14 protein-coding genes are annotated in these 12,215 nt (G+C 72.0%); 12 read left to right on the forward strand and 2 right to left on the reverse strand.

Annotation, left to right across the window (positions count from 1 at the left end; translation table 11 throughout):
- The first annotated feature begins 73 nt into the window (after window positions 1–73).
- The 7 genes from hisD (at window position 74) to priA (ending at window position 4,958) form a co-directional block, all read left to right on the forward strand.
- The gene (gene hisD, locus NAG42_RS13025) at window positions 74–1,384 is read left to right on the forward strand and encodes a histidinol dehydrogenase (protein ID WP_250030492.1); all 1,311 of its coding nucleotides are present in this window, start codon (window positions 74–76) and stop codon (window positions 1,382–1,384) included.
- Window positions 1,381–2,445, forward strand: coding sequence for a histidinol-phosphate transaminase (locus NAG42_RS13030; RefSeq protein ID WP_250030493.1), 1,065 nt, complete (start codon window positions 1,381–1,383; stop codon window positions 2,443–2,445). The genes hisD and NAG42_RS13030 overlap by 4 nt, the downstream gene beginning before the upstream one ends.
- Window positions 2,442–3,053: an imidazoleglycerol-phosphate dehydratase HisB gene (hisB, locus tag NAG42_RS13035; protein WP_250030494.1), complete on the forward strand. Its 612-nt coding sequence runs from the start codon at window positions 2,442–2,444 to the stop codon at window positions 3,051–3,053. The genes NAG42_RS13030 and hisB overlap by 4 nt, the downstream gene beginning before the upstream one ends.
- Complete coding sequence (locus NAG42_RS13040; protein WP_250030495.1) at window positions 3,053–3,199, forward strand: CG2302 family histidine operon protein; 147 nt, start codon at window positions 3,053–3,055, stop codon at window positions 3,197–3,199. The genes hisB and NAG42_RS13040 overlap by 1 nt, the downstream gene beginning before the upstream one ends.
- Complete coding sequence (gene hisH, locus NAG42_RS13045) at window positions 3,199–3,816, forward strand: imidazole glycerol phosphate synthase subunit HisH (protein ID WP_250030496.1); 618 nt, start codon at window positions 3,199–3,201, stop codon at window positions 3,814–3,816. The genes NAG42_RS13040 and hisH overlap by 1 nt, the downstream gene beginning before the upstream one ends.
- A complete protein-coding gene (locus tag NAG42_RS13050) occupies window positions 3,817–4,137 on the forward strand; it encodes a hypothetical protein (RefSeq protein WP_250030497.1) in 321 nt (106 codons plus the stop codon).
- Between the two features lie 95 nt (window positions 4,138–4,232).
- The gene (gene priA, locus NAG42_RS13055) at window positions 4,233–4,958 is read left to right on the forward strand and encodes a bifunctional 1-(5-phosphoribosyl)-5-((5-phosphoribosylamino)methylideneamino)imidazole-4-carboxamide isomerase/phosphoribosylanthranilate isomerase PriA (RefSeq protein WP_250030498.1); all 726 of its coding nucleotides are present in this window, start codon (window positions 4,233–4,235) and stop codon (window positions 4,956–4,958) included.
- Here the strand turns inward: priA and NAG42_RS13060 are convergent.
- Window positions 4,918–5,832: a LysR family transcriptional regulator gene (locus NAG42_RS13060; RefSeq protein ID WP_250030499.1), complete on the reverse strand. Its 915-nt coding sequence runs from the start codon at window positions 5,830–5,832 to the stop codon at window positions 4,918–4,920. The genes priA and NAG42_RS13060 overlap by 41 nt on opposite strands.
- A 99-nt stretch (window positions 5,833–5,931) precedes the next feature.
- Between NAG42_RS13060 and hisF the strand changes: the two genes are divergently transcribed.
- From hisF to NAG42_RS13075, 3 genes are all read left to right on the forward strand, one after another.
- Window positions 5,932–6,693 (forward strand): imidazole glycerol phosphate synthase subunit HisF, encoded by a 762-nt coding sequence (hisF, locus tag NAG42_RS13065; protein ID WP_250030500.1) that lies wholly within the window; start codon window positions 5,932–5,934, stop codon window positions 6,691–6,693.
- Window positions 6,694–6,963: 270 nt separating this feature from the next.
- Window positions 6,964–8,787 carry an AMP-dependent synthetase/ligase gene (locus tag NAG42_RS13070; RefSeq protein ID WP_250030501.1) on the forward strand — a complete coding sequence of 608 codons (1,824 nt, stop codon included), beginning with the start codon at window positions 6,964–6,966 and terminating at the stop codon, window positions 8,785–8,787.
- A 102-nt stretch (window positions 8,788–8,889) separates the two neighbouring features.
- Complete coding sequence (locus NAG42_RS13075) at window positions 8,890–9,342, forward strand: pyridoxamine 5'-phosphate oxidase family protein (protein ID WP_250030502.1); 453 nt, start codon at window positions 8,890–8,892, stop codon at window positions 9,340–9,342.
- A gap of 85 nt (window positions 9,343–9,427) precedes the next feature.
- Here the strand turns inward: NAG42_RS13075 and yczR are convergent, their stop codons facing one another.
- Window positions 9,428–10,882: a MocR-like transcription factor YczR gene (gene yczR, locus NAG42_RS13080; RefSeq protein ID WP_250030503.1), complete on the reverse strand. Its 1,455-nt coding sequence runs from the start codon at window positions 10,880–10,882 to the stop codon at window positions 9,428–9,430.
- Between the two features lie 59 nt (window positions 10,883–10,941).
- On the opposite strand from yczR, the gene yczE reads away from it, so the two are divergent.
- Both yczE and NAG42_RS13090 read left to right on the forward strand, forming a co-directional pair.
- On the forward strand, window positions 10,942–11,640 hold the full coding sequence (yczE, locus tag NAG42_RS13085) for a membrane protein YczE (protein WP_250030504.1): 699 nt from the start codon (window positions 10,942–10,944) through the stop codon (window positions 11,638–11,640).
- 110 nt (window positions 11,641–11,750) lie between these two features.
- Window positions 11,751–12,182: a hypothetical protein gene (locus NAG42_RS13090; RefSeq protein WP_250030505.1), complete on the forward strand. Its 432-nt coding sequence runs from the start codon at window positions 11,751–11,753 to the stop codon at window positions 12,180–12,182.
- The last annotated feature ends 33 nt before the right edge of the window (window positions 12,183–12,215 follow it).

Consider the following 12,215-nt stretch of genomic DNA (forward strand, 5'->3'; position numbering starts at 1 on the left):
TGGGGGATCTCATGAGGTGAGCCGGCCTGCGGCGGTCGCGGAGTTGTCGGAGGTGGCGCTTAGACTTGGCGGCGTGCTGAACCGGATCGACCTGCGCGGCTCCCACCGGGACCCGCGAGGCCTGCTGCCCCGTGCCCAGCTCGACGTCTCCGTGGCCGTCGAGCGGATCCGACCGGTCGTCGAGGCGGTTCATGACCATGGCTTCTCCGCGATCCGCGAGGCCACCGAGCGGTTCGACGGCGTCACCCTCGAGCGCCTCCGGGTGCCCGCCGCCGCCATCGCCGCCGCCGTCGAGCACCTCGAGGCCGACGTGCGCGCCGCCCTCGAGGTGGTGATCGAGCGTGCCCGTAAGGTGCACGCCGACCAGCGCCGCACCGACGTCACCACCAAGGTCGTGCCCGGCGGCACGGTCACCGAGCGCTTCATCCCGGTGCGCCGCGTCGGTCTCTACGTCCCCGGTGGCCTGGCGGTCTATCCGTCCACCGTGGTCATGAATGTCGTGCCCGCCCAGGAGGCCGGCGTCGAGGCCCTGGTCGTGGCCAGCCCGCCGCAGAAGGAGAACGGCGGCCTGCCCGACTCCCGCGTTCTCGCCGCGTGCGCGCTGCTCGGGGTCGACGAGGTCTACGCCGTCGGTGGCGCCCAGGCCATCGCCATGCTCGGCTACGGCTCCGACGGGGCCGGCGAGGGTGATCGCTGCGAGCCGGTCGACGTCATCACCGGCCCGGGCAACATCTGGGTCACCGCGGCCAAGCGCATGCTGCGCGGCACGGTCGGCATCGACGCCGAGGCCGGCCCGACCGAGATCGCCATCCTGGCCGACGACACGGCCGACCCGCGTCACGTCGCGGCCGACCTGATCAGCCAGGCCGAGCACGACCCGCTGGCCGCGAGCGTGCTGGTCACCGACTCCGAGGCACTGATCGACGCGGTCGAGGCCGAGCTGCTGCGCCAGGTCCCGGTCACCAAGCACGCCGCCCGGGTGCAGACCGCGCTGGCCGGCGAGCAGTCCGGCGTCGTGCTGGTCGACGACCTCGAGCAGGGGCTGCGGGTCGTCGACGCGTACGCCGCCGAGCACCTCGAGATCCAGACCCGCGACGCCCGCGAGTGGGCGCTGCGGGTGCGCAACGCCGGGGCGATCTTCGTGGGGGCCTGGTCGCCGGTGTCGCTCGGCGACTACGCGGCCGGCTCCAACCACGTGCTGCCCACCGGCGGCTGCGCGCGGCACTCGTCCGGGCTGTCGGTCCAGTCGTTCCTGCGCGGCGTCCACGTCATCGAGTACGACGAGGCCGCCCTGCGCGACGTCGCGGGTCACGTGGTCGCGCTGGCCAACGCGGAGGACCTGCCGGCTCACGGCGACGCGGTGCGGGCGAGGTTCGGGGCATGACCACCATCGACGATCTGCCCATCCGCGACGACCTGCGGGGCCAGCTGCCGTATGGGGCTCCGCAGCTCGACGTGGCGGTGCGGCTCAACACCAATGAGAACTCGTATCCGCTGCCCGACGTGGTCGTCGACGCGATCGCCAAGGCGGTTCAGGCCGAGCTGCGCGACCTCAACCGGTATCCCGACCGGGACGCCGTCGCGCTCCGGGCCGACCTGGCCGACTATCTCGGCCACGGCCTGACCGGGGCCGGCATCTGGGCGGCCAACGGGTCCAACGAGATCCAGCAGCAGCTGCTGCAGGCGTTCGCCGGGCCGGGCCGCACGGCGCTGGGCTTCGGCCCGTCCTATTCGATGCACCCGTTGCTGGCCCAGGGCACCGGCACCCGCTGGATCGGCGCGCTGCGCGACCCCGGTTTCGGGCTCACCCCGGCCGCCGCGCTGGCCCAGATCGAGGAGCACGACCCCGATCTGATCTTCCTGTGCTCGCCCAACAACCCGACCGGCACGGCGCTCGATCCCGAGGTGGTCACCGCGGTGATCGAGGCCGCGCGGGGGCTGGTGGTGGTCGACGAGGCTTATGCCGAGTTCGCCCGCCCGGGCACGCCGAGTGCGCTCGCCCTGCTGCCCGGGCACCCGCGCCTGGTGGTCACCCGCACGATGAGCAAGGCGTTCGGCTTCGCCGGCGGCCGGCTGGGCTATCTGGCCGCCGATCCGGCCGTGGTCGACGCGGTGCAGCTCGTCCGGTTGCCCTATCACCTCTCGGCGATCACCCAGGCCGCCGCCCGGGCCGCCCTGTCGCAGCGGGACGCCCTGCTGGCCACCGTCGAGGTGATCAAGCAGCAGCGCGACCACATCGTCACCACCCTGCGGTCGCGCGGGGTGCGGGTGGCCGACAGCGACGCCAATTTTGTGCTGTTCGAGGTGGGCGGGGATCAGAAAATCGCTTGGCAGCGCCTGCTCGACCGCGGTGTCCTGGTCCGCGACGTCGGCCTGCCGGGCTGGTTGCGCGTGACCGCGGGCACTCCCGCAGAGACCGAATCATTCTTGGAGGCCCTGTCGTGAGCCGCACCGCGCGCATCGAGCGCGTCACCAACGAGACCAAGGTGCTCGTCGAGATCGACCTCGACGGCACCGGCCAGGGCGACCTGAGCACCGGCGTCGGCTTCTACGACCACATGCTCAACCAGCTCGCCCGGCACGGCGGCTTCGACTTGACCGTGCGCACCGAGGGTGACCTCGAGATCGACGCCCACCACACGATGGAGGACACGGCCATCGCGCTCGGTGACGCGTTCTCGCGTGCGCTGGGTGACAAGGCCGGGATCCGGCGGTACGGCTCGGCCACCATCCCGATGGACGAGGTGCTGGTGCGGGCCGCGGTCGACCTGTCCGGCCGGCCCTACATCGTGCACGACGAGCCCGAGCTCGCCCCCTACATCGGCCCGGTCTATCCGACCAGCATGACCCGGCACATCTTCGAGTCGTTCGGCCACGCGGCCAAGCTCACCCTGCACGTCAGCGTGCTGCGGGCGGCCCGGGACGGCGGCAAGCCCGACGCCCACCACGTCGTCGAGACCCAGTTCAAGGCGTTCTCCCGGGCGCTGCGCGAGGCCGTCGAGATCGACCCGCGCAACGCCGGCCAGCTGCCGTCGACCAAGGGCGTGCTCTGATGGCCATCGCGCTGTTCATCCTGGCCGGCTTCCTGGCCGGCGGCGTGATCCAGCTGGTCAAGTCGGGGGCCACCAAGTTCAGCATCGGCCTGGTCGGGGTGCTCGCCGCCCTGGCCACGGCGGGCGGAATCCTGTGGTCGGTCTGATGACGGACGTCGTGGTTCTCGATTACGGGTCGGGCAACCTGCGCTCGGCCGAGCGCGCGGTCGCACGTACCGGGGTGAACGTCACCGTGACCAGCGACCTGACCGCCGCGGCCGAGGCCGACGGCCTGGTCGTGCCGGGTGTGGGGGCCTATGCGGCCTGCATGGCCGGGATCGCCGAGATCGACGCCGGTCCGATGATCGCCGAGCGGGTGGCCGCGGGCCGTCCGGTCATCGGCATCTGTGTGGGCATGCAGATCCTGTTCGACGCCGGTGTCGAGCACGGCGTCGAGACCAAGGGCCTGGGTCTGCTGCCCGGCGTGGTCGACAAGCTCACCGCCGGGCGCATCCCGCACATGGGCTGGAACACGGTGGAGGCGGCGGAGGGCTCACGGCTGCTCGACGGGCTGGCCGGCGAGCGGTTCTACTTCGTCCACTCGTACGCGGCCAACGACCTCCCGGCCCTGGCCGAGGCCGGCGCGCGGGTGACCACGGCCGCCCACGACCGGCCGTTCGCGGCGGCGGTCGAGCTCGGCCCGCTGAGCGCCGCCCAGTTCCATCCCGAGAAATCGGGCGACGCGGGTTACGCGCTGCTGCGCAACTGGGTCGCCGGCCTGTAGATGTCGAAGGAACGTGCCCGTCGGCGGGCCGAGCGGCTCGCCGTCCACGAGAAGCAGAAGGCCGCCCGGGCCCGTAAGGTGGCCCGGCGGCAGCAGCGGCGGCAACTGGTCCAGCGTCTGACGCCGCGCCCCCGCAACGCCGGGCGGCTGCATCGTCGCGGCCGCGGTGAACGGATCGGCATCCTGCTCGTGCCGCTGGTCGCCGTCGCCGCCATCTGGCTGTTCGTGCCCGAGATGTCCCTGCGGATCGTGCTCACCGCGGTCGTCGTGCTGGCCGCACCAGCCCTCGTGGTCGTCGTCCTCGGCCGCCGGGCCGGCTGACGCCCGGGCACGGTTCCAGGCCCGATCCCGACCCCGGCCGCACAGTCCGACCGACCCCCGGCCGCCCGGCCGGTTGATCACCTGGAGAGACAGACATGACCTTGCAGCTGCTGCCCGCCGTCGACGTCGCGGACGGCCAGGCCGTCCGCCTCGTGCAGGGCGCCGCCGGTTCCGAGACGGCCTACGGCGATCCGCTCGAGGCCGCGCTGGCCTGGCAGAACGACGGCGCCGAGTGGGTCCACCTGGTCGACCTGGACGCCGCCTTCGGCCGGGGTTCCAACGCCGAGCTGCTGGCCGGCGTGGTGGGCCGGCTCGACGTCAAGGTCGAGCTGTCCGGCGGCATCCGGGACGACGAGTCGCTGACCCGGGCCCTGGCCACCGGCTGCGAGCGGGTCAACATCGGCACCGCCGCGCTCGAGGACCCGGACTGGTGCGACCGCGTCGTGGCCGAGTACGGCGACCGGGTGGCGATCGGCCTCGACGTCCGCGGCCGGACGCTGTCGGCCCGCGGCTGGACCCGCGACGGCGGCGACCTGTACGAGGTGCTGGCCCGGCTGGACAAGGCCGGCGCGTCGCGCTATGTGGTCACCGACATCACCAAGGACGGCACGATGCGCGGCCCGAACGTCGAGCTGCTGCGGGAGGTGTGTGCCGCCACCGACAAGCCGATCATCGCCAGCGGCGGTGTGTCCACGCTGGACGACCTGCGGGCGCTGGCCGCGCTGGAGCCGGTCGGCGTCGAAGGCGTGATCGCCGGCAAGTCGCTCTACGCCGGTGCGTTCACGGTGCGGCAGGCGCTGGACGTGCTTGCCCGGCCCTGAGCCACGACTCGCGCAAGGCCTCCACGGCGGCCCCGACAGCGGGGCGGGCGGCGGAGGCCTCGCGCCAGGCCACCACGACCCGGCGCCGCGGCTGTGGGCTGAGGCTGACCACGCGTACGCCCTCGGGAAGCGAAGCCGGCCGCGCGAGCCGGGGGATGACCGCGACCCCCAGGCCGGCCGCGATCAGCGTGAGCTGAGTCTCGAACTCGGCCACGTGGAAGTCCGGTCGCACGCCCGGGAACACCCGGAGCAGCCATTCGTGGCAGATGTCGCCGGTCTTGGCGGCGATCCACCGCTCGTCGCGCACCCGGGCCAACGCGACGGTGTCGCCGAACCGGTGCCCGCTCGGCACGATCAGGTCGGCGGCGTCCCAGCCCAGCTCCCGGTGGGTGACGCCGCCGGGATAGCGCAGCGCCACCTCGGGCCAGTCGTCCACCACGGCCAGGTCGACGTGCCCGCGGTGCAGTGACTCCAGCCCCTCGTGCGGGTGCAACTCGACCAGCCCCGTGCTGAGCTGCGGGTAATCCGAGGCGAGACGCTGCAACGCGTACGGCAACAGGGCGCGGCAGGCGGTGGCGAACGCGGCCACCGTGAGCCGGCCGACCACGGTGTCGCGGTGCGCCGCCAGCGCCGCCTCGGCCTCGTCGACCGTGGCCAGCACCCTCTCGGCGTGCCGGGCGAGCACCCGGCCGGCCTCGGTGAGCCGCAGCCGCCGCCCGTCCTTCTCGACCAGGGTGGCGCCGGTCTCGCGCTCGAGCTTGGCAAGCTGCTGCGACACCGCGGACGGCGTGCAGTGCAGCGCCTCGCCCGCCGCCAGCACGGTCTGATAGCTGGCCACGGCGTGCAGAGCGCGCAGACGACCCAGGTCGATCATTCAGTCACGCTACATCGTGGGGTGGACGGCCTCGACGATGCTTAACGGTCGAGCGAACCACGCGGAGAGCTGCCGCCGCCCGCTCGTTAGGGTTGAGGCATGACGGTTGCCGTGCGCGTGATCCCCTGCCTCGACGTGGACGCGGGACGCGTGGTCAAGGGGGTCAACTTCGTCGACCTGCGCGACGCCGGTGACCCGGTCGAGCTGGCCGCCGCCTATGACGCGCAGGGGGCCGACGAGCTGACCTTCCTGGACGTGACGGCCTCGTCCGACGACCGCGGCACCATGCTCGACGTCGTCCGGCGCACGGCCGAGTCGGTCTTCATCCCGCTCACCGTCGGCGGCGGCGTCCGCTCGGTCGAGAACGTCGACGTCCTGCTGCGCGCCGGCGCCGACAAGGTCGGGGTCAACACGGCCGCGATCGCCCGGCCGGAGCTGATCCGCGAGATCGCCGAGCGCTTCGGCAACCAGGTGCTGGTGCTGTCGCTGGACGTACGCCGGTCGGCCGAGCAGCCGAGTGGCTGGGAGGTCACGACCCACGGCGGGCGGCGCAGCGCCGGCCTCGACGCGATCGAGTGGGCCGCGCGGGTGGCCGAGCTGGGCGCGGGCGAGATCCTGCTCAACTCGATGGACGCCGACGGCACCAAGGCGGGCTTCGACCTCGACCTGATCGCCGCCGTCCGGGCGGTCGTCGGCATCCCGGTGATCGCGAGCGGCGGCGCCGGCGTGGTCGAGCACTTCCCGCCCGCGGTGACCGCCGGGGCCGACGCCGTGCTCGCGGCCAGCGTCTTCCACTTCGGCGACCTGTCGATCGGCCAGGTCAAGCAGTCGCTGCGCGAGGCCGGCAACCCGGTCCGCTGACCGCTGGGAATCTGCTGAGAAATGCATGCCGGAGGGCAACTACCGTCCCCGTCCGGAAGCGTGACAATTGCCGTCAAGCCGGTCGCCTCGCTGCCCACCAGGCACGTTTCACGTCGTGAGACGACGCGATGTGGCGCTCGATACACTTGGCGGGCAGAACCTTGCCAGCCGACGGTCCCGGGGTGGCACTAGCCGTCCCGCCGCCGTGCCAATACCCTGCGGTAACCAGAACGTTAAATCCCCCGGACAACTGACCATAAGGCGGCGCCGATGGCTCTCGAGGTTCCCTACCGGTCGATCCCCGACATGTTCTTCAAGCGCGTGGCCGCCACCCCCAACGGCCAGGCGTTCGCGGTGCCCAATGCCGACGACACGGGCCTGGTCTGGTTCACGTGGGCGCAGGTGGGTGAGCGCGCGTCGGCGATCGCGGCGGGCCTTCGAGGCCTCGGTGTGGGCCTGGAGGACCGCGTCGCGATCCTGTCCGGCACGCGCTTCGAGTGGGTGCTGGCCGACCTCGGCATCAACTGCGCCGGTGGCGCCACCACCACCGTCTACCCGACCACCGAGCCCGAGGACGCGAGCTTCATCGTGGCCAACTCGGGGTCCAAGGTGCTGATCGCCGAGGACGCGAAGCAGGCGCTGAAGATCTCCGGCGCCGACACCGCCGTGACCGACGTCGTGCTCATCGACGGCCCGGCCGACGCGGGCGCCACCCCGCCGCAGATCACCCTGGCCGAGCTGGAGAAGCGCGGAGCCGCCGTCCTGCGCGAGCGCCCCACCCTGATCGAGGAAGTGGTCGAGTCGATCGGCCCCGACAACCTCGCCACCCTCATCTACACCTCCGGCACCACCGGCCGCCCCAAGGGCGTGCAGCTGCTGCACGCCGGGTGGACCTGGGAGGGTGTGGCCCAGCAGGGTCTCGGCCTGTTCGAGTCGTCCGACCTGCAGTATCTGTGGCTGCCGCTGTCGCACTCGTTCGGCAAGACGTTGCTCTGCGGGATCATCCACGTCGGCGTGCCGACCTACGTGGACGGCCGGGTCGACAAGCTCGTCGACATGCTGTCGGTGGTCAAGCCGACGCTGATGTGCGCGGCGCCCCGCATCTTCGAGAAGGTCTACAACAAGACCGTCACCACGGCGCTGGCCGGCGGCGGCGCGAAGACCAAGATCTTCCACTGGGCCGTCGCCATCGGCCGGCAGAAGGTCGAGCTCGAGCAGGCCGGCCAGCCCGTGCCCGCCGGTCTCAAGCTGAAGTACGCCGTGGCCGAGCGGCTGGTCTTCTCGAAGCTGCAGCAGCGCCTCGGCGGCCGGCTGCGCGTGCTGGTCAGCGGTTCGGCGCCGCTCAGCCGCGAGATCGCCGAGTTCTTCGCCGCGGCCAACCTGCCGATCATGGAGGGCTACGGCCTGACCGAGAGCAGCGCGGCCAACTTCGTCAACCGGCTCGACAAGCTGCGGATCGGCTCGGTCGGTCTGCCGCTGGGCGACCTCGAGTGCAAGATCGACTCGGACGGCGAGGTGCTGCTGCGCGGCAAGCCGGTCATGCGGGGCTACCACGACCTGCCGAAAGAGACCGAGGAGGCGTTCACCGAGGACGGCTTCCTGCGCACCGGTGACATCGGCGAGCTCGACGCCGACGGCTTCCTGCGCATCACCGACCGTAAGAAGGACCTGGTCAAGACGTCCGGCGGCAAATACATCGCCCCGAGCGCGATCGAGGGCCAGTTCAAGGCCGTCTGCCCCTACACGTCGCAGGCGGTCGTGGTCGGACAGGCCCGCAACTTCGTCACCATGCTGATCTCGCTCGACGAGGACGCGATCAAGGCGTGGGCGGCGAGCGGTCCGCTGGCCGGTAAGAGCTACGAGGAGATCGTCGCCGCGCCCGAGACCGAGCAGATGGTCGAGGGCTACGTGCAGCAGCTCAACGCCAAGCTCAACCGGTGGGAGACGATCAAGAAGTTCGCGATCCTGCCGCGCGACCTCAGCATCGAGGCCGGCGAGATCACCCCGTCGATGAAGATCAAGCGGCGGTCGGTCGAAACCAACTTCGCCGAGCACATCGACAAGATGTACGCGGGTTCGCTCGCGCAGATCTGACCCCGTCCCATCCCGTCTCACCCGAAGCGGCCAGGGCTCACGCCCCGGCCGCTTCGCCGTCGCGGGGCCGCGGCCCGGCCCCGGTCGTCGTATTCTGCGGCGATGGCTCACGACACGAGGTCGAAGCAGGAACGCAAGGCGGACGTCCTGGCCCGGCTCGGCTCGGCCGTGGTGGACGCGTGGGTGGCCACGGCCGGCGACGGCGAGCCCTATCTGGTGCCGCTCACCCTGGCCTGGCTCGACGACCGCATCCTCCTCGCCACCTCGAAGACGTCGCCGACCGCGCGCAACCTCACGGCGCGGGGCCGGGCCCGGATCGGTCTGGGCCCGACCCGCGACGTGGTGCTGATCGACGCGGTGCTGGAGCGGACGATCCCGGTCACCGAGGCGCCGGCCGAGGGCGCGGCCTACGCCGCCCAGAACGACTGGGACCCCCGGACGGCGGGAGATTCCTACGTCTTCCTGGCGCTGCGCCCGGAGCGCGTCCAGGCCTGGCGCGAGGAGAACGAGATCCCGGACCGGCTGCTGATGCGGGACGGCACCTGGCTGATCTGACCGGCCCGCTCCAGACCCGTCCCTCGTGCGGGGCCGAGCCCTCGCGAGCGCCGGGCCTTCGTGCGCGCCGAGTCCGGGTGTGGCGTCAGGCGATGACCGAGGGGGTGCGCCAGGACGGGGTCGACGCCCGGTCCAGGTCGTGCCGCACGGAGGCGATTCGGCGTACGGCCTCGGTCAGGTCCTCGGCCGGCAGCGCGAACGGCAGCCGCAGGTAACGCTCGAGCGTGCCGTCCAGCCCGAACCGGGGGCCGGGCGCCAGGCGTACGCCGACGTCCTCGGCCGCCCGGGCCAGCGCGCTGGAGATCGGGCCGTCGAGCTCGGCCCAGATGGTGGCGCCACCGGGCGGCAGCACGAAGCTCCACTCCGGCAGCAGCTCGGTGATGGCCGCGGCCAGCACGTCCCGCTGCCGGCGCAGCTCGGCCCGGCGGTCGCCGAGGATCTGGGCCGACTGGGCGAGCAGGCGCACGGCGACGAGCTGCTCGAGCACCGGGCTGGCCATGTCGACGCCCACCCGGATGGCCGCGAGACGCTGCACCAGCGGCGCCGACGCGCGCACCCAGCCGATTCGCAGGCCACCCCAGTAACCCTTGCTCATGCCGCCGATCGACACCACCCGCGAGTGCCGGTCGAACACGGCCACCGGCGGTGGCATCTCGCCGCCGTCCAGCCGCAGGTCGACCCACGACTCGTCGACGACCAGGTCGGTGCCGGTGCTGTGAGCCGTGGCGACCAGCCGTTCCCGCAGGTCGGTGGTCATCAGATGCCCGGTCGGGTTGTGAAACTCGGGGATCACGTACGACAGCCGGGGGCGCGTCTGCCGCAGTGCTCCGAGCAGCATCTCGCCGTCCCAGCCGGTGGCCGTGTCGAGCCCGTGGGTGCTGATCCGGGCCCGGCGGGCGGAGAGCGCGGCCAGCGCGTTGGGATAGGTCGGCGCCTCCACCAGCACCGGTGAACCGGGCGGCGTGAGCAGGCGCAACACCAGGTCGAGGGCCTGCTGGGTGCCGCCGGTGATCAGGATCTGCTCGGCCGAGGTGGCCACCCCGCGCTCCCGATAGCCGGCCGCGACCACCTCGCGCAGCTCGATCAGCCCGGTCGGGTGGTAGCCGGCGCTGCCCAGGTAGCGCGGCAGGTCGTCGGCGGCGGCGCGCGCGGCCGGGACCAGCTCGGCCGGGGCGGCCGAGGCGGCCACCCCGAGGTCGATCACGCTGCGGTCGTCGTCCGGCGTCCACAGACCCGAGGTGGCGACCCGGTGGCCGTTGGGCAGGGTGGTCCAGCTGCCGGCGCCGCGCCGGCTGGTGAGGTGGCCGGTCTCGCGCAGGGTGCGATAGGCGGCGCTGACCGTCGTACGGCTGACAGCGAGTGCCTCGGCCAGCTCGCGCTCGGCCGGAAGGCGTACGCCCAAGGGCAACCGACCGTCGGAGAGCAGGCCCCGCACCGCGGCGGCGAGAGCCGCGTAGTCGGGACTGCGGTGACGACCCGGAAGCGAATGCCACTGACCGAGCAGCCGGGCTAATTGGCCCCCACGTATCGTCGTCGTCACAGCCACCTCCGGCGAATTGGCTCTTCAGGTTCGCACAATTGGCCTTCAGAGTGGCATTCATGGACCCCAGTGACAACAGAGATCGTCGTCTCGTTCGCCGCACCGTCCAGCTCTTCGCCGGGCTGGTGCTCTACGGCGTGAGCATGGCCTTCATGGTCGAGTCGGCGCTCGGCCTCAACCCCTGGGACGTGTTCCACCAGGGGCTGTCCGAGGTCACCGGGGTCAGTTTCGGCTGGGTGGTGATCCTGCTCGGCATCCCGATCCTGCTGCTGTGGATCCCGCTGCGGCAGCGCCCCGGCTTCGGCACGATCGCCAACCTGGTCGTGGTCGGGTTCGCGGTCGACGGCGCGCTGCGGGTGCTGCCCGAGGGCGGGACGATGCCGGCCCGGGTGGGTTATCTGATCGGCGGCATCCTGCTCAACGGTCTGGCGACGGGCCTCTACATCGGCAGCCGGTTCGGGCCGGGCCCGCGCGACGGGCTGATGACCGGGATCGTCGGGCGCTTCCCGCGGTTGTCGATCCGGCTGGTCCGCACGTCGATCGAGGTGCTGGTCCTGGGAGTGGGGTTCCTGCTCGGGGGCACGGTCGGGGTCGGCACGGTCGCCTACGCTCTGGCCATCGGGCCGCTGGTGCACTTGTTCCTGCCGCTGTGCACGGTGCCGGTCGCGGCTCAGCCTGCTTCCGCATCTGTTGCTGCGTCATCTGATCTGGCTCCCGCCTCCGCTGCTGACGGCCTCCGGTCGTCTACAAAGGACTGAGTGGTTTACGCCACTGATTCGGTTTAGCAGGCAAGATCATCGGTTACAGGTTTGCGATCAACGCGACACATTTGCTTCCCGGCGCCCGGGTCGCACGGCATCATTGCCGCATGGGGGCTGGCGGCTGGCAGTGGAACGACGCTTGGATCTTCGTGTCCGCGGTCATCGCCGAGCGCCTCGAGCGTGACCGCGCTCAGCACGCCGCCCTGCCCATGGTCGGCGCCAGCCTGGCCGACCTGCTCGCCGCGGCCGACTTCCTGCACCACAGCGTGCCCAGCCGGGCCGAGCTCGAGGAGTCGGTGCGCCGCCTGGCCGGTGCCGGCCTGATCGTGGTCGAGGACGACCTGGTCGAGGTCGCCCCAGCGGGGGAGCAGCTGTGGCGCGGTCGCCCGTTCAGCGGGCTCTCCTCGGCCGTCATGACGCTGCAGACCCAGCTCAACCGGCAGGCCGGCGAGCCCGGGGATGTCGACTGGCGGCTCGACGAGCAGACGTACGCCCTGGCCATGCGCGAGTATCGCCACCGCCTGGCCGACGACCGCTGACCCGGCCGGCCCTTTTTCAGTCCTGCCCGCGCG

Source organism: Paractinoplanes maris (assembly GCF_023544465.1).
In the GTDB taxonomy this organism is placed as follows: domain Bacteria; phylum Actinomycetota; class Actinomycetes; order Mycobacteriales; family Micromonosporaceae; genus Actinoplanes; species Actinoplanes maris.